A 22251-nucleotide genomic window follows, 5' to 3' on the forward strand; every position below is an offset into this window, starting at 1 on the left:
GCAGGGAAAATATTGCGCTGCGGCGAATAAAAACAGGTCAGATAAAATGGAGGTGGCAGAGTGGGAAGGTCAAAAAGCTTTGGTGTGATAGTGCTGACGATACTGCTGCTGGTAACAGCTGCGGTAAATGCGGCAGAAAAACCATTTGTTGAGATAGATATTTACAGCGTCAATGATTTTCACGGGCATCTGCGTGCTGAAGCCGCTGATCCGGGCATGGCCGCTTTAGCAGGCGCTGTCAGCGAGCTGATGAAGCAAAATCCTGAGGGAGCGCTGCTTGTGGGCGCAGGAGATATGTTTTCAGGAACGATCGATGCCAATGAGTATCAGGGGCAGCCGGTGGTCATAGCAATGAATAAAATGGGTTTTGCTGCCAATGCGGCAGGCAATCATATTTTTGACTATCCGCTGGAGATCATCAAAAAACAGGCGGCTGCCGCTGAATTTCCCCTTTTGGGAGCGAATATTCTTACAGCGGCTGGCGATAAAGTCGCAGAGCCTTTTCGACCCTATACCATGCTGCAGAAACATGGCCTGACGATAGGCATCATTGGGCTTACTACCCTGGAAACAAGGGACAAAGCCTCGCAGACTAATCTCCAGAAGGTAAAAATTCTGCCGCCGGAACAGGTAGCGCAGAGTTATATTGATGAGTTGAGAAATAAAGGGGCGCAAATCATTGTTTTACTGACACATATCGGCAGCAGCCAGGGAGAAAAAACTGCTGTAGAGGGTGAAATAATACCGCTGCTGCAAAAAATACAGGGGGTAGATGCCGTTATTACTGGCCATTCCCACTTATGCGTCAGCGGTGAATATAATAAGATCCCGATAGTACAGGCCGGCTGTTATGGCGAGGCTGTGGGCCGCATCCACCTGCTGTATTCGCGGGCGGATAAAAGAGTCGTTGCTGCTGGCTCACGTGTCTATAAGCTGGATCAATTGCCGAAAGTCCAGGATGCGGCAATGGAAAAATTGCTGGCTCCGATCTTCAAAGATATAGATGCCCGGTACAATGCGGTGTTGGCGCTGAATGATCAGCTGCTGACCAATGACCGTGATGGAGAGTCCAGAGTCGGCGATTATTTTATGGACCTTTTAAAAAGCGGCTTTAAGGCCGATGCAGCTTTATATAACGGCGGGGCTGTGCGTGCTGATCTGCCGGCGGGAACGGTAACGATGCGCGATTTAATAAAGATATTCCCCTTCGACAGCACTATTTATGTGGCGGAAGTTCAAGGCAGCGATCTGCGGCAGGTGCTGGAACATGGCATCGGCAACCCTGATATCAGCCGGCTGCGCTTTGCCGGTCTGCAGGTCACTGCCGACACCGGTAAGCCCGAAGGACAAAGAATAAGCAGGGTTCTTTTAACTGACGGCAGTGTGCTGGCAGATGAAAAATATTACAAGGTAGTAAGCAACGACTTCATGTTCAGCGGCGGCGACGGCTTCGCCAGTCTGAAAAATGCGCGAAATTTGCGGGCCTGTGGTAAAGCCAATACTTTCTTTGCTTTTGCCCTGCGCAGCTTCAAAACTATCAACTATCCTGCTGCCGACGACAGGCTGCAAATAAAAAATTGAGGAGTACGAAATGGATAATTTAATGAAACTCAGCTGTGAGGAATTTTTAGAAAAACTGGCTTCGAAAGAACCCGTACCGGGCGGCGGCGGGGCTGCCGCTTTGGGCGGAGCCATAAGCGCGGCGCTGGCTTCAATGGTGGCCAATCTGACCTTGGGAAAAGAGAAATTCTTATCCGTTGAAAGTGAAATGCTGCGATTAGCCGCCGCCAGCGAGTATTTGCGGCAGGAACTGCTGCAGCTGGCGCAGGAAGATGCCAGTGTGTTTGAGGCTTTTATGAACTGTTATAAAATGCCCAAAGCAACAGACGCAGAAAAAGCACTGCGGCAGGCAAAAATTCAGGAAGCTGCCAAAATGGCGGCGGAGATACCTCTGAAAATAGGCGAGAAGTCTCTGGCAGTTTTGCTTCTGGCCGCCGAAGCGGCGGAACTTGGAAATCCCGCCGTGATTACAGATGCCGCCGTAGCCGCTTTGATGGCACGGGCAGCGGTACGCAGTGCGGTTTATAATGTCAAAATAAATCTTAACCTGATCAATGACCGGGATTATTGTTCTGTAGTTTCCGGCCGGATAACGGCACTGGAGCAGGAAGCCCTGGCGGCAGAAAAAAATGTTCTGGAACATACTGATAAAGTTTTAGCATAAGCCAAAAGCAGCGCTGTCAAACAAATACAGAGAATTATCTGAAAATTCACAAACAGTTCACTTTTTAGCCTAACTTAGGACAAAGGCTTTTGGTATCCTATAAGTGTGAGCAAGGCACTAAGAAAAGCGAAGGTGATGTAAATGCATATAAAGGTTTTGGGGCCTATGACGAAACAATGTGAATTGTTATTGCAAAATGCAGCCATCGCGGCCAAAAAACTTAAATGTCATGCCGAGTTTGAACGTGTGAATGATTTGCGGCGCGTGGTCGCTTATGGAGTTATGGCCTTACCTGCTTTAGTTATTGACGAAAAAGTTGTGTCAGGCGGCAGTGTGCTGCCGGTTGAAGAAATAATGGAGATCATCAGACATTTGAATTGAGTGGTGTCAGATTGACAGGCTTGAGTATACAAATGTTATCTTGATTTTTTATCCCGTATCGTTTCGATATGGGACTTTTTTTATTGTTGCGCCAAAAGTCCCGTTGGGACGGCAAAATAAGCTGTTTCAGCAAAGTTTTTTTCTTGTAAGCATCTTGTAAAATCTAGTATAATAAAGGTTAAGGAAAAAATACAAAGGTGAGAACTGGGGGCAATTATGGTATATTTCTTTGGCTTTCTGGGTGGTCTGGCATTGTTTTTATATGGCATGCAATTGATGGGCGATGGCCTGCAGCGTGCTGCCGGTGAAAAATTGCAGAAGATACTGGAAGCACTGACCGGGGTTTTGATCGTCGGCGTAGCATTAGGTGCCGCAGTAACTGCTGTGCTGCAGTCCAGCAGCGCTACAACAGTAATGACTGTCGGGCTGGTAAATGCCGGCTTGATGACGCTGAAGCAGGCTTTTGGCATCGTCATGGGCGCCAATATCGGGACTACGATTACAGCTCAGCTGATCGCTTTTAAGCTTACGGATTATGTTACCTTGATTTTAGCGATCGGTTTTGCCATGCAGATGCTTGCCAAACGCCGCCGTGGAAAATATCTGGGGCAGGTCCTGCTTGGCTTCGGTATCCTGATGCTGGGCATGAGCATGATGGGGCAGGCGGTGCTGCCTCTGCGTGAATATCAGGGCTTTGTCGATTTTATCGGCAAATTCTCGCATAACCCGATTTTAGGTATTGGCGTCGGTATCGTGATGACGGTACTGATCCAGTCCAGTTCTGCCACTATCGGTATTCTGATCGCCATGGCGGGTCAGGGACTGATCCCTTTAGAAGGCGCGATCCCCGTACTGCTGGGTGATAACATCGGCACCTGCATTACAGCGATCATGGCAGCGTGGCGCGCGAATATTACTGCTAAACGTGTTGCTTTGGCACACGTGCTGTTCAATCTGATCGGTAGTCTTATCTTTGTGTCCTTTATGGGCCTGTTTGTCAAACTGGTGCTGGAAATTTCGCCTGCGCACGATATCGCGCGTCAGATCGCCAATGCGCATACCGCCTTCAATATCATTAATACGCTTATTTTTCTGCCTTTCGCTACACCGTTTATCAAACTTGTGGAACGGTTGATGCCCGGCAGCGACGGCGTTATTTCGCGTAAGCCGATCTATCTGGATGTGAATATGCTTAAAACTCCATCTATCGCCATGACGCTGGCCGGCAAGGAAGTTGTGCGCATGGGCAGTATGGCCCGTCATAATGTTGAACTGAGCATAGCGGCTATGGAAGATATGGACAGCAAAAAAATCGCCTATGTTTTGGAGCATGAGCCGGTCATAGACGCGCTGGAAGAAGAAGTTACCAAATACCTGACGCAAATGAGTGAAACGCAGATGAGCAGGGAACTGTCAGCCCGGCATACAGGTCTTTTGCATGCCTGCAACGATATCGAGCGTATCGGCGACCACGGTGAGACCCTGGCGAAAAAAGTGCGGATGATCTATGAAGATAACGTCAAATTTTCGGACGAGGCCAAAGCAGAACTGCGGCAGCTGGGTCAGATGGTGCTTGATGCCAGCGGTAAGGCTCTGGAAGCGTTGGAAAAGGACGATAAGAAACTTGCCGAAGAAGCCTGGGCCCTCTGCCGGCAGGTCAAGCAGTATCAGAAAGAGATCAGGAAAAACCATATCGTACGCTTAAATGAAAAACGCTGCGATCCGGTGGCGGGTTTTGTCATGCTTGAATTACTGATCAATATGAAACGTGTTTCCGATCATTCCAAAAATATCAGTCAGCTTGTTTTGGGAATTTTTTAAAAGTGAAAAAATATGGAAATTTTTTCAAAAAAATGTTGACAAAGATGGCGTTCTGTTTTAAAATACATCTTGTTGCTAATTGATGCGGAAATAGCTCAGTGGTAGAGCACCTCCTTGCCAAGGAGGGGGTCGCGAGTTCGAATCTCGTTTTCCGCTCCATCTGAATATTGACCCGGCAGAACACTGCCGGGTTTTTTGTTGCTTCTTGTCAACTTTAAATCCTTGTGATATGATATTATGAGCGATTTATGTCAGTATCTTTTGATATTGATCTTGAACAAGCTGTTAATTTTGTACACATATAAAACCTAAGGGAGGATTTTTTAATGAACGTATCTGTTGAAAGAGTTGTGAATGACGCAACCCTCAAAATTACTTTACCTGCTGAGGAAGTGAATAAAGGCTTCAAGAAAGCCATAAGCAAGATCGCAAACAGCGTCAACATCCCCGGTTTCCGTAAAGGCAAAGCACCCCGCAATATCATCGAAATGCATTATGGCAAAGACGCCATTAAACAGGAAGCTTTTGAAATCGTTGCCAACGATTGCTATACTAAAGCACTCGATCAGGAAAGCCTGATCCCCGTTTCTGACCCTAAAGTTGAAGAATCCGTTTTTGAAGAAAACAAAGATATGGAACTGACCATCAAAGTAACTTTGAAACCGGAAGTGGAATTAGGCGACTACAAAGGCCTGTCCGTAGAAAAAAAAGAAGTTACTGTTGAAGATGCCGACGTTGATGCTGCTGTAGAAGAACTGCGTAACCGTCAGGCTAAAATGGTAGTTGCCGAAGACGGCACGATCATCGAAAAGGGCGACTTCGCCATTATCGACTTTGCCGGCACTGTAGACGGCGAAGCTTTCAGCGGTGGCGAAGGTAAAGGCTATCCTCTGGAAGTTGGTTCCAACTCCTTTATCCCCGGTTTTGAAGATCAGCTGGTAGGCCTTAAAAAAGGCGACGCTACTGATGTAGAAGTAACTTTCCCAGAAGATTATTTCGTAAAAGAGCTGGCCGGTAAAGAAGCTGTGTTCAAAGTTAACGTTCAGGATGTAAAACGCAAAGAGCTGCCGGAGCTGAATGATGAATATGTTGCAGCTAACAGCGAATATAAAACTGTTGCCGAGCTGAAAGCAGCCTACAAAGAGCGCATGCAGAAAAATGCTGAAAACAATGCTAAAGTAGAATATGAAAAAGCATTGATCGACGCAGCTGTTGCCAATGCCAAATTTGAAGTTCCCGAGATCATGATCGAAGACCGCATCAGCCAGATGGTGGACGAGATGCGTATGAGCCTGGAAAGCCGTAAAATGACTTTGGAAATGTATATGCAATATACCGGTATGGACATGGCCAAGATCCGTGAAAACCAGCGCGCTACCGCTGCTGAAAACGTAAAAACCGATTTGGTTCTGGACGCTATTGCCAAAGCTGAAGGCATCCAGGTATCCATGGAAGACGTTGATGCCGAATTATCTGCTATTGCAGCTCAGCATGGCGCAACTTTGGAAGAAGTTAAAAATATCATCAAATCCAACGGCAACATGGGCCTTCTGCTCGCAAACATTCTGCGCCGCAAAGCAGCTCACGTTGTTATCGACAACGCAAAATAATTGCATTTTGCCGCCGACGCTGCAGGCTTCGGCGGCAGATGTGACTTTATCAAAAATTATAACCTTAAAGAAAAGGGGTGTAAGACATGAACTATGTGCCTATCGTTGTAGAGCAATCCAGCAGGGGTGAGCGCTCTTATGACATCTATTCCCGCTTATTGAAAGACAGAATCGTATTTGTGACCGGCCCTATCGACGACGCGATGGCGAATGTCGTTATCGCCCAGCTGCTCTTCCTGGAATCCGAAGATCCCAATAAAGACATCCATCTTTATATCAACAGCCCGGGCGGCAGTGTCAGCGCAGGACTGGCTATTTATGACACGATGCAGTATATCAAACCGGATGTTTCTACTATCTGCATGGGTATGGCTGCCAGCATGGCTTCCGTACTTTTAGCAGCGGGAACTCCCGGCAAGCGTTATGCGCTTCCCTATTCCCGTGTGATGATCCATCAGCCTCTGGGCGGAGCACAGGGTCAGGCTACGGAAATTGAGATTCATGCGCGCGAGATTCTGCGTATCCGCGAAGAAATGAACGGCATTTTAGCCAAACATACCGGTCAGTCTAAAGAAAAAATCGCTCAGGATACTGAACGCGACTATTATCTGACCAGCGAAGAAGCAAAAGCTTATGGGCTCATTGACGAAGTTGTGACCCGTAAGCCGGCAGCTGAAGAAGCAAAATGATGCAGACTAAGGAGATAACAATATGAACTTTGGCGAGGGGAACGACAGCAATATAACCTGTTCCTTCTGTGGGAAAAGAGAAGGTCAGGTCCGCAAGCTGATTGCCGGTCATAACGTCTATATCTGCGACGAATGTATCGAACTTTGCAATGAGATGCTGACTGAAGACCTGAAGGAAACAAATGCTGATGTTGTAAGTGTGAACGAACTGCCGAAGCCGAAAGAGATCAAAAATATTCTTGACGAATATGTGATCGGTCAGGAAGAAGCAAAGAAAACTTTGGCCGTAGCGGTTTATAACCACTATAAACGGATCAACTATGAACTGAATAATCCTGTGAAGGATAAAGAAGTAGAACTGCAAAAATCAAACATTCTGATGCTGGGGCCTACCGGCAGCGGTAAAACGCTGCTGGCGCAGACGCTGGCCAGGATCCTGCAGGTGCCCTTTGCAATAGCTGACGCTACTGCTTTGACAGAAGCCGGTTATGTAGGTGAGGACGTCGAGAATATCCTGCTGAAATTGATCCAGAATGCTGATTTTGATATTGAGCGCGCTCAAAGAGGGATCATTTATATCGACGAGATCGACAAGATCTCCCGTAAATCGGAAAATCCGTCCATTACCCGTGATGTTTCCGGTGAAGGTGTACAGCAGGCGCTTCTGAAAATTTTGGAAGGCACTGTTGCCAGTGTTCCGCCGCAGGGCGGACGTAAACACCCGCATCAGGAATTTATCCAGATCGATACAACCAATATTTTATTTATCTGCGGCGGCGCTTTTGCCGGCCTGGAAAATATTATCGGCGCCCGTATCGGCAAAAAGAATCTTGGTTTTGGTGCCGACATCAAAACTAAAGAAGAAGCAAAAGCGGATACGATCTTTAAAAAGGTTTTGCCCGAAGATCTGATGAAATTCGGTCTGATCCCTGAATTTGCAGGTCGTCTGCCTGTTGTAGTAACTTTAGATTCTCTGGATAAAGACGCTTTGATCAAGATCCTGCAAGAGCCTAAAAATGCTTTGATCAAACAATATCAGCATTTCCTGGCTATGGATAATGTGGAACTGGAATTCGAAGACGGCGCTTTAGTTGCTATTGCAGAAGAAGCCCTTAAACGTAATGCCGGAGCCCGCGGTCTGCGTTCTATCATTGAAGAGGTAATGCGTAATGTGATGTATGAAGTTCCTTCCCGTGTCGACGTTGTCAAATGCGTAGTTACGGAAGCTGCTATCAGAGAGCACATGGAACCGAAAATGGTAGTTGCCAGTTAAGCAATTAAAAAAAAGGGGAAGGGGCATAGCCTTTTCCCCTTTTTATGTTAAAATAAAGTTAAGTAAAAAAATAATTTGAAAATATCGTTTGCCGCAGCAAAGACTGCCGGCAAAGGAGGGGAATATATGGAAACAAGGCCACGCCTGATGCCATTGCTGCCTTTAAGGGGTATGCTGGTATTTCCGGGCATGATTATAAATCTTGATGTAGGCAGAGAGCGTTCTGTCCATGCGGTAGAAGCTGCCATGACATCCGACAAACAGATCCTTCTGGTATCCCAGAAAGAAGCCGTAACAATGGAGCCGGGGCAGCAGGATCTGTTTAAATATGGCGTTGTGGCAGAAATCAAACAACTGCTCAAATTGCCGAGCGGTGCGCTGCGGATACTGGTCGAAGGCTTAGCGCGCGCTAAAATAGAAACGATCATCGAAGCCCCGGCTGTCGATACCTATTTTCAGGCCAACGCGCTGCCGGTGGACTCTGTCGTCAGCGAAGATAACGAGGTAGAGGCCCTGCGCCGGATGCTGATCGAAACCTTCGAGCAATGGATCATCGCCAGTAAAAAAGTCAACAGCGAAGTGCTGCTGACCTTTAAGGATCAGACCGATCCCGGACGCGTAGCAGACATGATCGCCGGGTACCTGTCCATCAATATCGAAGAAAAAGAGCAGCTTTTGGAAGCGGTCGATGTCAAAGAACGCATGAACAAGCTCTATACCTATCTGTGTAAAGAACTGGAAATCGCCGGACTGGAAAAAAATATTTCCCAGCAGGTGCGCAAACAGATCGAACAGAACCAGAAAGAATATTATCTGCGTGAGCAGATGAAAGCCATCAATAAAGAACTTGGCGAAGGTGACGAACGCCAGGCGGAAATTGACGAATACAAAAAACAAATGGCGGAGCTCGACCTGCCGGAAGAAGTAGTCGAAAAGATCAACAAAGAACTGGACCGTCTGTATAAGATGCCGCCGATGATGGCTGAAAGCGCCGTCATCCGCAACTATATCGATGTGCTTTTAAGCCTGCCCTGGGGCAAATTTACCGAAGATAATTTTGATCTTGAAGTAGCTGCCAAAGTGCTGGATAAAGATCACTATGGTCTGGAAAAAGTCAAAGAACGTATCCTGGAATATCTGGCGGTACGGGCGCTGACCAAACAGAGCAAAGGGCCGATCCTGTGTCTGGTCGGGCCTCCCGGCGTAGGCAAAACCTCTCTGGCACATTCGGTAGCCAAGGCCATCAATCGCAAATTCACCCGTGTTTCCCTGGGCGGCGTGCGTGATGAAGCCGAGATCCGCGGCCACCGCCGCACTTATATCGGCGCAATGCCGGGACGGATCATTCACGGTATGCAGACCTGCGGCTGTATGAATCCGGTTTTCCTGCTGGACGAAGTCGATAAAATGGCGTCTGATTTCCGGGGCGATCCTGCTTCCGCACTGCTGGAAGTATTGGACCCGGAGCAGAACAATACGTTCAGTGACCACTATATCGAATTTCCTTTTGACCTATCGAACGTTTTCTGGATCGTGACCGCTAATACCGTGGAAACTATCCCGCCTGCTCTTTTAGACAGGATGGAAGTGATCCAGCTGACCAGCTATACCGAAGATGAAAAAGTCAAGATCGGCGAACTGCATTTATTGCCGAAGGAACGTCAGGCTCATGGCCTGACAGCGAAGACCCTGAATATTACGGAAACCGCGCTGCGTCACGTTATCCGCGAATATACCCGCGAGGCCGGTGTGCGTAATCTGGAACGCAAGATCGCCGCTATTTGCCGCAAAACAGCGCATCGCATTGTCACCAAACAGGTAAAAAGCGCTAAAGTTACCGAAAAAAATCTGACTAAATACCTGGGCCCTGTTATTTTTCTGGAAAGCGATCTGACAGCCCGGGCCGAGATCGGCATCTGCACAGGCCTGGCCTGGACCAGCGTCGGCGGCGAACTGCTGAAAGTGGAAGTGCTGGCTACCAATGGCAAAGGCGGGCTGGTGCTTACGGGCCAGCTGGGCGACGTGATGAAAGAATCTGCTCAGGCCGGTTATACCTATATCCGTTCCCGTGCTAAAGAATTGCAGCTGGACGAAAAATTTTATGAAACCACCGACATCCATATCCATTTGCCGGAAGGCGCTATCCCCAAAGACGGCCCTTCGGCCGGCATCACTATGGTAACGGCTATGGTCTCGGCGCTGACCAAACGCTGCGTCAAAGCCGGTCTTGCCATGACGGGCGAGATCACACTGTCGGGCAAGGTACTGCCGGTAGGCGGTATCAAAGAAAAAATGCTGGCGGCGCACCGCTACGGCGTCAAAACTATTCTGCTGCCGGAACAGAACATGCAGGATCTGGAAGAACTGCCTGCTAACGTGCGGGCGGCCATAAAATTCATTCCTGTCAATCATATGGACCAGGTGCTGCAGTTAGCTTTGGAGGAATAAGATGAATAAAGGAATCTGGGATATTATCCATGCCCAATATATTACTTCTGCCGTTCGGGCAGATCAATACCCAACCCCGCCTTTGATAGAAGCTGCCTTCATAGGCCGCTCCAACGTTGGTAAATCTTCACTGATCAATTCCCTGTGCCGGCGCAACGGTCTGGCTCGGGTAAGCTCGACCCCGGGCAAGACCCAGACGATAAACTTCTATGGCCTGCAGGCTAAACGTACCGCCGAAGGGCAGGAAGAACGGGCTGATTTTTATTTAGTGGATCTGCCCGGGTACGGTTTTGCCAAAACAGCCAAAACCAACAAAGACAAGTGGTCCGGTTTCATCAGTAAATATCTTTCGGGGTCTGATAATCTGGGCCTCGTCTGCCAGCTGATCGATATCAGGCATAAGCCTTTGGACAGCGACATCGAAAGCTATCACTGGCTGTTGGACTGCGGTCTGCAGGTACAGGTTATCCTGACTAAAGCTGATAAATTGTCGAAAAATGCGGCCATGGCGCAAAAAGCCCTGTTCAAGCGCGAGCTGGGGCTGGACGACAGCCGTATCATGACCTATTCTGTAACGCAAAGCACGATGCGCAGTGAACTCATCAACCGCATCATGACAGCATTGGAAGGCCATTACTGAGTGAGGTAAATATGCTGAATCGTTTGCTGCTGTTTATCATGGCAGCTTGTTTGGGAACACTGTTTTTAAAAATGGAACTGCCGATACCCTACCTTTTAGGCGGTATTTTTGCAGCAGTAGCCTGTAAAGTAGCAGGCTCGTCTGTCACCTGGCCCAAAAACTGGCGCGAAGTGGCTCTGCTTGTTGCCGGCTATGGTATCGGCCGTAACTTTACGGCTGACACCTGGGATAAAATGACCCATCAGACCTTCGGCGTGCTGGAAGCTACGCTGATCGCCGTCGCCGTTGCGGTTGTCATAGCCTGGTGGACTGCCCGGCATACGTCTGCCAACCTGATCAGCTGCGTCATGGGCATCATGCCTGGCGGACTGACGCAGATGATGCTGATGTCAGAAGACGACCCGCGGGCCGACGCCAATGTCGTTGTCGTCATGCAGACCCTGCGTCTGGTAGGCGTCATCGTAGCCGTGCCATTTCTGGTGATCCATGGGCTGGGGGCCCAGGTGATCCAGGGCGGCGTCACTGTAGCGGCCACTGGCGGAATCAATTGGCTGATCATGCTGCCGCTGTCTTTTTTAGGCGCTTTTCTCGCCACAAAGTTCAATGTACCGACCCCGCGTTTGCTGGGACCGATCCTGGCGACCGCGGCCGGCTCGTACTTTTTGGGCAGCCTGCAGCCTGTGCCTGATCTGCTGATGATGGCGGCACAGGTCAGTATCGGCCTGTATATGGGCGTTATGTTGGAGCCCAAAAAACTTTCTGCCACCAGAGAATTGATGCCGTATATTTTTTGCGGCATTGTTTTGATGATCGGTGTCAGTGTCGTTGTGGCCTGGTCCCTGTCGGATCGTTATGGCTTTTCGCTGATCACGGCCTTCCTGGCCATGGCTCCGGGCGGCATTGCGGAAATGTGCCTGGCAGGCATGAGTATGGGCGAAGATGTTTCGATCATTCTCACCTATCAGCTGGTGCGGCTGCTGTTTTTAAATATCTGTGTTCCCTTAGGCATTAACCTGTATTTTAAAAATAAAATAACTGGATAAAAGCGGCCTCATACCCTGCAGTATATTGCAGCAGGGTATGAGGCCTTACTATTTATGGCAGATGATAGATAAAAAAATCTACCAAAAGGCTTGACAAAAGAAATAGTAATAAATATAATTAAGACATCAAATGAATATTGGAAGCTAAAGGTGCTCTACGGAGCTTAATAGAGAAGTCGGTGTAATCCCGACGCGGTCCCGCCGCTGTAACGAGGAGCGAACTTCAGATACCACTGGTAGCAATACTGGGAAGGTGAAGGAAGCTGTGAATCGGAGTCAGAAGAACTGCCTTAGCCACCATCGCTGATTGACCTGCGAGAGACGGGGAGGAGATGCTGCAGAGTTCGTATTTTGGGTAAATACGAAGTGCGAATCTTTTGCTATGAATTTCTGACCGTTTTTCTTAATATTATTTTAAGAAAACGGTTTTCTGTTTTTCTGCGCCCTACGCGCGCATTGAGGTCGAAGTGTGATGGCTAGACCTCGGGATTAAGGTCAGCCATCAGTGGATATATTTATTTGTGACAGGACTGGAACACCCTGTCAGGTTTATTGCCATTCTCAAGTTCTTTTGTATAAGAACCTTCTTTTCCTTTGCCTGCGTAGGGGTGCGCGGCAAAATAACCATCACAAAAACAGTGGTGGTTTATTTTTTTAGGAAAAGAGACACTTAACAGATGCAGTTTAGGTAGGAGATACTCGAACCACTCTGCGATACGTAAGTAAGCAAAATACAGGAGGTGAATGGTTTTACTGCCCCGGCACAGAAAATAATCAATGAAAGGATGCCGTATATGGAACAAGATAAAAACCTTACAGCAGAGCTTCACAAGGAAGAAGCTTCAGAAACAGCTTTTTCTCCAGTGACATTTGATGAATTTACGCCGCCGTCCTATGAGGAATGGAAGCAAGAAGTAGTTACTGCTCTTAAAGGCGGTTCTTTTGAAAAAAGTATGTTTACCAAAACTTATGAGGGCATCACCCTGAATCCCATTTACAGATTAGAGGATCAGGAAAAGATCACCCACAATAAAACCTATCCCGGTATGGAAAGCAACCTGCGTGGTGCCAATGCCGGCGGGTACATCCATAAAGTCTGGACGATAGCCCAGGAATGTGATGGCAAAACTCCTGCCGAAGCCAATGAAATGGTCAAATACGAACTCTTGAAAGGAACCACCGCTGCCAGCGTCGCTTTAGACACCGCGACCCGTAAAGGCTGCGACCCTGACAAAGCAGAAGAAAAAGACGTTGCCGACATCGGCGTTTCCCTGGCTACCGCGGCAGACGTAGAAAAACTGCTCGACGGCGTCGATCTGGAAAAATTTGAGATCGACATTTACGCCGGCGCTTCCAATATCGCTCTTTTGGCAGCTGTTGCTGCTGCCTGCGATAAAAAAAGCCTGCCCCTTACCAAACTGCATGGCGCTATCACCGCCGATCCTATTGGGGAACTTGCTTTGGATGGCGCATTAGTTCGTCCATTGGACGAATATTATGACGAAATGGCACACAGCATTGCCTGGGCTGAAAAAAATGCTCCGCAGCTGAGAACAGTAGTAGTCAATACCGATGTTTATCACAACGGCGGCGCTAACGACATTCAGGAAGTAGCCTACGCCATGAACGAAGCAGTAACCTATATGCGCGCTATGGAACGCCGCGGCATCGACATCAACGCCTTCTGCCGCCACCTGCGTTTCCATTTCAGCATCGGCGCCAATTTCTTTATGGAGATCGCCAAACTGCGCAGCCTGAAAATGGTTTGGGCACAAATCGTTAAAAGCTGCGGCGGTGACGAAGAAGCACAAAAGATCAATCTTTATGTCAGCACTTCCACCTTCTGCCAGACTAAATACGATCCTTATGTAAACCTGCTGCGTGCGGCTACTCAATCCTTCTCCGCCGTTGTCGGCGGTATGGACGGCATGTATGTCAAACCCTTTGACCATTGCATCCGCCCCAGCGACGTGTTCTCACGCCGTATTGCCCGTAATATCCAGATCATGGAGCAGCATGAATTCAACTTTATTCAGCCGATCGATCCTTCCGGCGGCAGCTGGTATATCGAACCCCTGACCGAAGAATTTACGGAAAAAACCTGGGCTAAATTCCAGGAGATCGAAAGCCATGGCGGCTTGCTGGCAGCACTTGAAAGCGGTAAAGTACAGGCTGCGATCAAAGAGATTCTGGAAGACCGTTTCAAAAACCTCGCCACCAGAAAAGACCGTGCGGTTGGCAATAACATGTATCCTAACATGACCGAAGAACTTTTGGAAGTGCCTGAAGTAGATTTCGCTGGAATCCTGAAAGCACGTAAAACTGATTTGGAAGTCAACGTCAAAGTACGTGATAACGCTTATGTTGAAGCTGTACTCAGCGATCTTGGCAAACGTGATGCCAGTGAACTGGGTTCCTTGATCGCTGATGCTGAAAAAGCATTGCTGGCTGGCGCGACGATGGGCGAGATCTCAGCAGCCCTTACCGGCAGCGCTCAGGGCGAAAAAGTGGAAGCTATCGCTCCGCACCGCTGGACTGAACGCTATGAAGAACTGCGCATGCGCACAGAAAGCTTTGTTGCTAAAACCGGCGAAAATGTTAAAATTTTCCTGGCCAACATGGGTCCGATCCCGCAGCATAAAGCACGTGCCGACTTTGTTACCTCTTTTATGCAGGTCGCAGCCTTTGAAGTCATGACCAATAATGGGTTCCCGACTGTAGAAGAAGCTGTCAAAGCTGCTCTTGAGTCCGGTGCCGATGCTACCATAGTCTGCTCTACAGACGCTACTTATCCGGAACTTGCCCCGGCTGTTACCAAAGCCATCAAAGCAGTTAATCCGGCTATGAAGGTCTTTTTGGCGGGCGCTCCCAGTGCAGAACTGAAAGAAATCTGTGATGCCGCAGGTATGGATGATTACATCAGCGTTAAATCCAACTGCTATGAAACCCTGCTCCGTATGCAAAAAGAAAGGGGGATGTTCTGATAATGTCCAGAATTCCTGATTTTAGTCAAATTCCCTTTCAGCAGGCACCAACACAAGGCGACGCCGAGTTTGCCGCCTGGAAGGAAAAATTAAAAGCTGAAACCGGTAAATCCTTTGAAGAAAATTTTTACCGTACTATGGAACAAATCAATGTAGCTCCTTTATATGACGTCAATGCTTATAAAGACTGCAACCATCTGCAGTACATGGCAGGTATCCCGCCGTTCCTGCGCGGACCATACTCCACGATGTACGTAACTAAACCCTGGACCGTACGTCAATATGCCGGTTTCTCCACGGCAGAAGAATCCAATGCTTTCTATCGCCGTAACCTGGCAGCAGGCCAAAAAGGCCTCTCCATCGCCTTCGACCTTGCAACTCACCGCGGCTATGACTCCGACCATCCGCGCGTTGTCGGCGACGTAGGTAAAGCAGGCGTTGCCGTTGACTCCATTCTGGATATGGAGATCCTTTTCTCTGGTATCCCGCTGGATCAAATGTCCGTATCCATGACCATGAACGGCGCCGTACTGCCGGTACTGGCCTTTTATATCCTGGCCGGCGAAGAACAGGGCGTAGATAAATCGGTTATGGCCGGTACGATCCAAAATGATATTCTGAAAGAATTCATGGTCCGCAACACCTACATCTATCCGCCTACCGCCTCCATGCGGATCATCGGCGATATTTTTGAATATACCTCGGCTTATATGCCTAAATTCAACAGCATCTCCATTTCCGGCTACCATATGCAGGAAGCCGGCGCCACCGCCGACATCGAGCTTGGCTATACACTGGCTGATGGGCTGGAATACCTGCGTACAGGTACGGAACATGGTCTTACTATTGACCAGTTTGCGCCGCGTCTGTCCTTCTTCTGGGCAATGGGCAAAAACTATTTCATGGAAATCGCTAAAATGCGTGCCGGCCGGATGCTGTGGGCCAAGATCGTTAATTCCTTCGGCCCGAAAAAAACCAAATCCATGGCTTTGCGTACGCATTCGCAAACCTCTGGCTGGAGCCTTACCGAGCAGGACCCATTCAACAATATCACCCGTACCTGTATTGAAGCAATGGCAGCAGCCCTGGGTCATACCCAGTCCCTGCATACCAACGCACTGGACGAAGCTATCGCCTTGCCGACCGACTTCTCGGCCCGTATCGCGCGTAATACCCAGCTGTACATTCAGGACGAAACCAAAGTCTGCAAAGTTATCGATCCGTGGGGCGGCTCCTATTATGTAGAAGCACTCACCAATCAGCTGATTCAGAAAGCCTGGGCGCATATCCAGGAAATCGAACAGTTGGGCGGTATGTCCAAAGCTATCGACACCGGTCTGCCGAAAATGCGTATCGAAGAAGCTGCGGCCCGGCGTCAGGCGCATATCGACTCCGGCGCTGAAAAGATCGTCGGCGTCAACGATTACCGTCTGGAAAAAGAGGATCCCTTGGATATTCTGGAAGTCGACAATACTGCGGTACGTCTGGCTCAGATCGAACGCCTTAAAAAACTGCGCGCTAACCGTGACAATGATGAAGTGCGCCGTTGTCTCGACGCTATCACCCATTCCATGGAAACCGGCGAAGGCAATCTGCTGGAACTGGCAGTTAACGCAGCCCGTGCCCGTGCTTCCAAAGGCGAGATCTCTGATGCGGTCGAAAAAGTCTGCGGCCGTCATAAAGCTATCATCCGTTCCATCTCCGGCGTTTACAGCAGTGAATTTGCCGATGAGGACGTTATCAAAGAAGTACGTCAGATGACGGACGACTTTGAACAGCGCGAAGGCCGCCGCCCACGTATCTATATTGCGAAAATGGGTCAGGACGGACATGACCGCGGCGCGAAAGTTATTTCCACCGCCTTCGCAGATATGGGCTACGACGTAGATATCGGCCCTCTGTTCCAAACCCCGGAAGAAGCCGCACAAGACGCGGTAGACAACGACGTACATATCGTCGGCATGAGCTCGCTGGCAGCAGGTCATAAAACACTGATGCCGCAGCTTGTTGAAGAACTCAAAAAACGCGGACGTGAGGACATCATGGTCGTAATCGGCGGCGTAATCCCTGCCCAGGACTATGATTATCTCTACGAACACGGTGCAGCAGCTATCTTTGGACCCGGCACCATTATACCTGTCTGCGCTAAAAAAGTACTGGAAGAGCTGAACAAACGCCTGGCGGATTAAGCCATGACAGATACTTATAAACCTTCGTGGGTGCCGGAAGAAGACAACGATAAATTTGCCTGCCGGGTGATGTACGGTGTGACAGGCGGTCATGAAGGAACTCCTGGTGTAACTGTAGACAAAAAAGATAAAGTAGCCCCGACCATCAAACGTCGTAAACTGACGGTAGATGATTATGTGGACGGTGTACTCAAGTGTGACCGCGCGATCCTTTCGCGCGCCATCACCCTTGTTGAAAGCAACGCCGCAGCCCATTTTGAAACGGCTCAGCAGGTCATTCAAAAGCTGCTGCCCTATACAGGTAAATCCACCCGTGTAGGCATCACAGGCGTACCCGGTGCCGGTAAATCAACTTTTATCGAAGCACTGGGCACCAATCTCTGCCGCAGCGGGCATAAAGTAGCGGTACTGGCGGTCGATCCGTCCAGCACCGTCACCAAAGGCAGTATTTTGGGCGATAAAACGCGTATGGAACAGTTATCACGCGAGCCCAACGCCTTTGTCAGGCCGTCGCCTTCAGGCGGTACACTGGGCGGTTTGACCCGCAAAAGCCGTGAAACGCTGCTTTTGTGTGAAGCTGCCGGCTACGATACTATTTTGGTTGAAACTGTCGGCGTAGGTCAGAGTGAAACAACGGTACGCTCGATGGTAGATTTTTTCCTGTTGGTAGTACTTACCGGCGCCGGTGACGAATTGCAGGGGATGAAAAAAGGCGTCATGGAACTCGCCGATGCGATCGTCGTCAATAAAGCCGATGGTGATAACAAGCAAAGAGCCATGGTCACAAGAGCGGAGTATGAGCGTATCCTGCAATTTTTACGCCAGGCTACCGAACACTGGACCACTCATGCCTTCACCTGTTCGGCGTATACAGGCGCAGGGATCATGGAACTGTGGCATGATGTTATCGAGGCTTTCATGAAGCAGGGCTGGGAAAACGGTGTGCTGGCTGAACGCAGAAAACAGCAGACGCTTTCCTGGGTCTATACGATGGTCGAAGAACATCTGCATAATTTGTTCTATCGTTCGCCTGCCATCGTTAACTGCAGAGAAGAAATCGAACACGAAGTCATTGGCGGCAAAATTTCTGCCACCATGGCGGTTCAGGATCTTATCAAAAAATTTGCCGCTGCCGAGCTGAGCGGCGTTAACGTCAACGACAGCTCGCCTTTTGAAATCAAATAATTTTACTTGCCATTGAGGCGCGGCCTTCTATGGGCCGCGTCCATCTTTATAAGGGGGCTGCAGCTATGAATGATAATCCGGCCGTTAAAAGTCTGATCGAACTGATCGAAAAACGCTATGGTTTGGAGATTCTTGACTCTCACTATATTCTTGTGGATGAAAAATTCCAACAATATAATATGATGTTATATGTTAAATTGCCCAAAGAGATGCTGGACGAATTTAAACGCTTATACTCGAATAAAACCAGCGCCATGCACGTTGCGTGGAGCGTTGATGATAAAGAAAACATTAAATTCTACGCTGCCATAGGCAATAATATCCTTTTACTTTTAGATTCACTGCTTACCAAAAAATAAAAGAGGTGAAAAGATATGAGTGAAGATTTTACAGGCGTAGGCGGAAAACTGGAAGAAGAATTCGTCTATGCACCCAATAACAGCCTGAGGACAGAAACATTTGTCAAATTTGAGCAGCGTGCAGTCAGTGAAAAACCTGCCTTACTGCCCGGTCTGCAGGCGTTGAAAGCAGAAATGGGCGAGTTCGATTTTGAAAAATATATCAACAGCCTTGAAAACATCAATGTCAGCGGCAAAGCTATGATCATGCTGACGGGAGATGAAAAAGTACGGACGATTCTGGTCAGCCGCTGGCTGCCCCAGATTAAGGCAGCTTTTGCCGTAGATAATGTACGCATCGTCGGCGGCGGACGCGGCGGAGTTGACGCCTATTAAAAAATACGCTTATTTCTCTTCTTTACAGAGAGATAAGCGTGTTTTTTATTTCTTTATTATTGAAATACGGAAGAGAATTACTTATTAGCACTAAATAACGCAAAAAATATTTTGAAAAAATCCTCCTAGAAGTATTGACAGGATAATTAGTAATGGTTATAATTAATACAACAAATCAATATTTCATATGGGTGTTCTATGAACTTAAATGTCGATCGGTGCAAATCCGATGCGATCCCGTCACCGTTACAGGTCAGTCCCCGCACAAGCCGGGGTAATATCTGAAGCCGGACAACAGCCTGTATAAGCATCACTGCTTGACCTGCGAGAGACAGGAAGGAGATGTTTTTAACCACTGAGGTTCTGTTTATGTGAGAGTGGCAGAATCGCTTTGACTGATAACATTTGACCGTCTTCTTGCCTTGAGGAGACGGTCTTTTTCTTATGATTGTCATTTATTCTTGTTGGTCGAAATATTGATTGTTGTACAGAGTAAAGATGCCGGACACATTTTCACTCTGTCCGGCAGATATATTCTGGTTTATTTGCTGTTTTCAAGGCCTTGTTAAAGAATTGAAAATCCTTTCTCTCCTCCTTCGTTGGCAGGCGTAGGGGTGCGCCTGCCAAAACCATCACTGTTTCAGTGATGGTTTTTTCTTTATGTATTTATACTGTTTCAAGTGCTTTAATTTGATAATTAAATTAAAGCACTTGAAAGAAATAACGACTCGTTATGAAAATTTGCATAGATTATTAAACAAAAATTCATCATTCCTTTTAGAATAGTAATTGTTCAAGTCACTATATCAGAAAAGGAATGATGAGTTAATGGTAAATACGATATGTTTTATATTCAGTCGTGATGTACTTCGCTGCACGGATTGACGTGGACCATGCAGTGCTTGACGTCTGCAAAGTTACTTTCGATCGCTTTATGGATATTTTCGGCGATGGTATGCGCTTCCAGCAAGGTCAGGTTATCGTCGGCGCTTACTTCTACATCGACATAGATGCGGCAGCCGAATTTGCGTGTCTGCAGTACGTCGATGTGGTCAACGCCTTTTTGCGCCTTGATCAGGGCCGTCATGGTGTTGATCGTCGCTTCGTCGCAGGAGCGGTCGACCATTTTATCGATGGCGTCTTTAAAAATTTCGTAGGCGGCGTAAACGATCATCAGGCAGATGACGACGCTGGCGAGGGGGTCTAAAATAGGATACCCCATGCGGGCGCCCAGAATACCGATGAAGCTGCCTACGGAAGAAAGAGCGTCGCTGCGGTGGTGCCAGGCGTCGGCCATCAGGGCGCCGGAGTTGATCTTGAGCGCTGCTTTTTTAGTGTACCAGAACATACCTTCTTTGACGGCTATGGAAATAACAGCGGCGGCCAGCGCCAGACTGCCGGGGATTTTGAGATCATCGGCGGAGGCATGGAGTATTTTTTCCAGCCCGGCATAACCTATGCCCAGGCCGGTGAGGGCCAGGACGATGGCCAGAATGATAGCGGCGACACATTCCAGCCGTTCGTGTCCGTACTGGTGCTCGGCGTCGGAGGCTTTGTTGGAGATTTTGACGCCGGCCATAACGATAAAGGTGCTGAAAACATCGGAGGCTGAGTGGATAGCGTCGGAGATCATGGCGGCAGAATTGGCCAGGATGCCTGCGGCCAGTTTGCCGACGGAAAGGATGAGATTGACGATGATGCTGTTGATGGAGACCTGCATGGCCAGACGTTCGGCCTGGGCAATTTTATCTTGCATGGTGGATAACCTCCCCGGTGTTACTCTTGCAGCGGCCCAGGTATAATAAAAACACCTGCGGAACTACTTACTGTCCCGCAGATGTTTGCTGATCTATCTGCTGCCCTGAGGGCCCGGCCGCTAAAACCAAAGGTTTACCGCCTGTTCAGTTTGTACTGTAGCGATATGCAGTGCAAAGAGATTATTTTGATTGTAATTGGTTAGCTGCGGCTTTGTCAAGTGTAAAATTTATTCGGCCGGCTTGCCGTAAGCCAGCAGCACGTTGCCTGCTGGCACTGCCAGTGAGGCGCATTGATAAAGGATAATACCGTCCTGCTCTGCCTGATAGGTGGCAATAGTGCTGCCGAAAAGGTCGGTTAAAATACCCAGCCGGTCGCCTTTGGTGATTTTAGCGCCGCTGCGGAAGTTGGGCAGCCAGCAGCCCTGGTCGGTATTTTCCAGATAGATGACGTTGGTCAGGTCGCGGGGCGTGTGCCGGCGTGGCTGCGGCGGCTCCGGCAGGAGGGCGAGCTGGCGCATGATGTTGAGAATGTCTTTTTTATAGGCTTCTATATCTTCGCGCAGGCACAGCCCGGCACCGCCACGTTCGATAAGCAGCGAAGGCAGGCCTGAGATGGCGGCATAGTTGTAGGCGCCGCTGGTGGCTGTGGAACGCACCATATATTCCACGTCCAGCACCTGGGCCACAGATCGGGCTGCTGCTGCTGTTTCTTCGTTGGGCAGACCTGGATAATAGACGTAAGGATATAGTTCTTCATGGATGTCCCCGCTGTGAAGATCTATATAAAAATCTGCCTGCGGGAAAAATTTTTGACTTAAAACATGAGCTATTTTTTGTGACAGCGTGCCGCCTGCAGCGCCGGGAAATTCACGGTTGAGGTTTTTGCCGTCTTCAGGGACGATAAAGGCGCTGCGCGCCCAGAAGCTGGGTGTATTGACAGGATGGATGATGATCAGGCAGCCGCTGATGTTTTGTGGTTCCAAATCACGAGCCAGTTCGATGGCTGCGGCAATGCCAGGATATTCACCGCCGTGGATGCCGGCAGTGATCAGCAGTGTCGGTCCGTCGCCTTGTCCATTGATAATGGTGACAGGCATATGGCAGGCGGTGCCGGGAACAGAGAGGAAAGTACGTGATTTTTGCCCGCGGCCAGCTTCCAGGCCGCAGATGTTTACCTTATCTGACATGGTTACAACTCCTTTATTTTAAGATAAATTTAATTTTGTAAATTTTGATACGATTATTTTAATTTTATTCTTGCTAATCAGTATAA

At 48.6% G+C, this 22251-nt stretch carries 17 protein-coding genes, 1 tRNA gene and 3 riboswitches; of the genes, 16 read left to right on the forward strand and 2 right to left on the reverse strand.

Annotated features, from left to right (window positions below; genetic code table 11):
• Positions 1 to 60: 60 nt before the first annotated feature.
• The 16 genes from Q4G98_RS02540 (at position 61) to Q4G98_RS02615 (ending at position 19221) form a co-directional block, all read left to right on the forward strand.
• Positions 61 to 1581 (forward strand): bifunctional UDP-sugar hydrolase/5'-nucleotidase, encoded by a 1521-nt coding sequence (locus tag Q4G98_RS02540; RefSeq protein WP_298562601.1) that lies wholly within the window; start codon positions 61 to 63, stop codon positions 1579 to 1581.
• A gap of 10 nt (positions 1582 to 1591) precedes the next feature.
• The gene (locus Q4G98_RS02545) at positions 1592 to 2224 is read left to right on the forward strand and encodes a cyclodeaminase/cyclohydrolase family protein (RefSeq protein ID WP_298562602.1); all 633 of its coding nucleotides are present in this window, start codon (positions 1592 to 1594) and stop codon (positions 2222 to 2224) included.
• Between the two features lie 141 nt (positions 2225 to 2365).
• On the forward strand, positions 2366 to 2605 hold the full coding sequence (locus tag Q4G98_RS02550) for a thioredoxin family protein (protein WP_177561473.1): 240 nt from the start codon (positions 2366 to 2368) through the stop codon (positions 2603 to 2605).
• Between the two features lie 216 nt (positions 2606 to 2821).
• Entirely contained in the window at positions 2822 to 4426 is a 1605-nt protein-coding gene (locus tag Q4G98_RS02555) for a Na/Pi cotransporter family protein (RefSeq protein WP_298562604.1), read from the forward strand.
• A gap of 84 nt (positions 4427 to 4510) precedes the next feature.
• Positions 4511 to 4585: transfer RNA gene (locus Q4G98_RS02560), tRNA-Gly, on the forward strand.
• A 167-nt stretch (positions 4586 to 4752) separates the two neighbouring features.
• Positions 4753 to 6036 (forward strand): trigger factor, encoded by a 1284-nt coding sequence (gene tig, locus Q4G98_RS02565; protein WP_177561475.1) that lies wholly within the window; start codon positions 4753 to 4755, stop codon positions 6034 to 6036.
• Between the two features lie 86 nt (positions 6037 to 6122).
• On the forward strand, positions 6123 to 6725 hold the full coding sequence (gene clpP / locus Q4G98_RS02570) for an ATP-dependent Clp endopeptidase proteolytic subunit ClpP (protein ID WP_177561476.1): 603 nt from the start codon (positions 6123 to 6125) through the stop codon (positions 6723 to 6725).
• A 22-nt stretch (positions 6726 to 6747) separates the two neighbouring features.
• Positions 6748 to 7998, forward strand: coding sequence for an ATP-dependent Clp protease ATP-binding subunit ClpX (gene clpX / locus Q4G98_RS02575; RefSeq protein WP_177561477.1), 1251 nt, complete (start codon positions 6748 to 6750; stop codon positions 7996 to 7998).
• 126 nt (positions 7999 to 8124) lie between these two features.
• On the forward strand, positions 8125 to 10446 hold the full coding sequence (lon, locus tag Q4G98_RS02580) for an endopeptidase La (protein WP_293546205.1): 2322 nt from the start codon (positions 8125 to 8127) through the stop codon (positions 10444 to 10446).
• A gap of 1 nt (position 10447) precedes the next feature.
• A complete protein-coding gene (yihA, locus tag Q4G98_RS02585; protein WP_177561479.1) occupies positions 10448 to 11086 on the forward strand; it encodes a ribosome biogenesis GTP-binding protein YihA/YsxC in 639 nt (212 codons plus the stop codon).
• An 11-nt stretch (positions 11087 to 11097) separates the two neighbouring features.
• Positions 11098 to 12129 (forward strand): AbrB family transcriptional regulator, encoded by a 1032-nt coding sequence (locus Q4G98_RS02590; protein WP_298562609.1) that lies wholly within the window; start codon positions 11098 to 11100, stop codon positions 12127 to 12129.
• A 131-nt stretch (positions 12130 to 12260) separates the two neighbouring features.
• A riboswitch (cobalamin riboswitch) is annotated at positions 12261 to 12437 on the forward strand.
• Between the two features lie 486 nt (positions 12438 to 12923).
• Entirely contained in the window at positions 12924 to 15113 is a 2190-nt protein-coding gene (locus Q4G98_RS02595; RefSeq protein ID WP_301961821.1) for a methylmalonyl-CoA mutase family protein, read from the forward strand.
• 2 nt (positions 15114 to 15115) lie between these two features.
• The gene (gene scpA / locus Q4G98_RS02600; protein ID WP_298562613.1) at positions 15116 to 17302 is read left to right on the forward strand and encodes a methylmalonyl-CoA mutase; all 2187 of its coding nucleotides are present in this window, start codon (positions 15116 to 15118) and stop codon (positions 17300 to 17302) included.
• A gap of 3 nt (positions 17303 to 17305) precedes the next feature.
• Positions 17306 to 18487 carry a methylmalonyl Co-A mutase-associated GTPase MeaB gene (gene meaB, locus Q4G98_RS02605; RefSeq protein ID WP_293661858.1) on the forward strand — a complete coding sequence of 394 codons (1182 nt, stop codon included), beginning with the start codon at positions 17306 to 17308 and terminating at the stop codon, positions 18485 to 18487.
• Between the two features lie 65 nt (positions 18488 to 18552).
• On the forward strand, positions 18553 to 18846 hold the full coding sequence (locus Q4G98_RS02610) for a hypothetical protein (RefSeq protein WP_293661860.1): 294 nt from the start codon (positions 18553 to 18555) through the stop codon (positions 18844 to 18846).
• A 15-nt stretch (positions 18847 to 18861) separates the two neighbouring features.
• Positions 18862 to 19221: a hypothetical protein gene (locus Q4G98_RS02615; RefSeq protein WP_298562615.1), complete on the forward strand. Its 360-nt coding sequence runs from the start codon at positions 18862 to 18864 to the stop codon at positions 19219 to 19221.
• A 172-nt stretch (positions 19222 to 19393) separates the two neighbouring features.
• A riboswitch (cobalamin riboswitch) is annotated at positions 19394 to 19539 on the forward strand.
• 535 nt (positions 19540 to 20074) lie between these two features.
• On the opposite strand, the gene Q4G98_RS02620 is transcribed toward Q4G98_RS02615, so the two are convergent.
• Both Q4G98_RS02620 and Q4G98_RS02625 read right to left on the reverse strand, forming a co-directional pair.
• Positions 20075 to 20977 carry a cation diffusion facilitator family transporter gene (locus Q4G98_RS02620; protein WP_301961822.1) on the reverse strand — a complete coding sequence of 301 codons (903 nt, stop codon included), beginning with the start codon at positions 20975 to 20977 and terminating at the stop codon, positions 20075 to 20077.
• Between the two features lie 68 nt (positions 20978 to 21045).
• Positions 21046 to 21136: riboswitch (NiCo riboswitch) on the reverse strand.
• Between the two features lie 69 nt (positions 21137 to 21205).
• Positions 21206 to 22165, reverse strand: a complete 960-nt coding sequence (locus Q4G98_RS02625) for a M14 family metallopeptidase (RefSeq protein ID WP_301961823.1) — start codon at positions 22163 to 22165, stop codon at positions 21206 to 21208.
• Positions 22166 to 22251 lie beyond the last annotated feature (86 nt).

The organism is uncultured Phascolarctobacterium sp. (assembly GCF_958349595.1).
In the GTDB taxonomy this organism is placed as follows: Bacteria; Bacillota; Negativicutes; order Acidaminococcales; family Acidaminococcaceae; genus Phascolarctobacterium.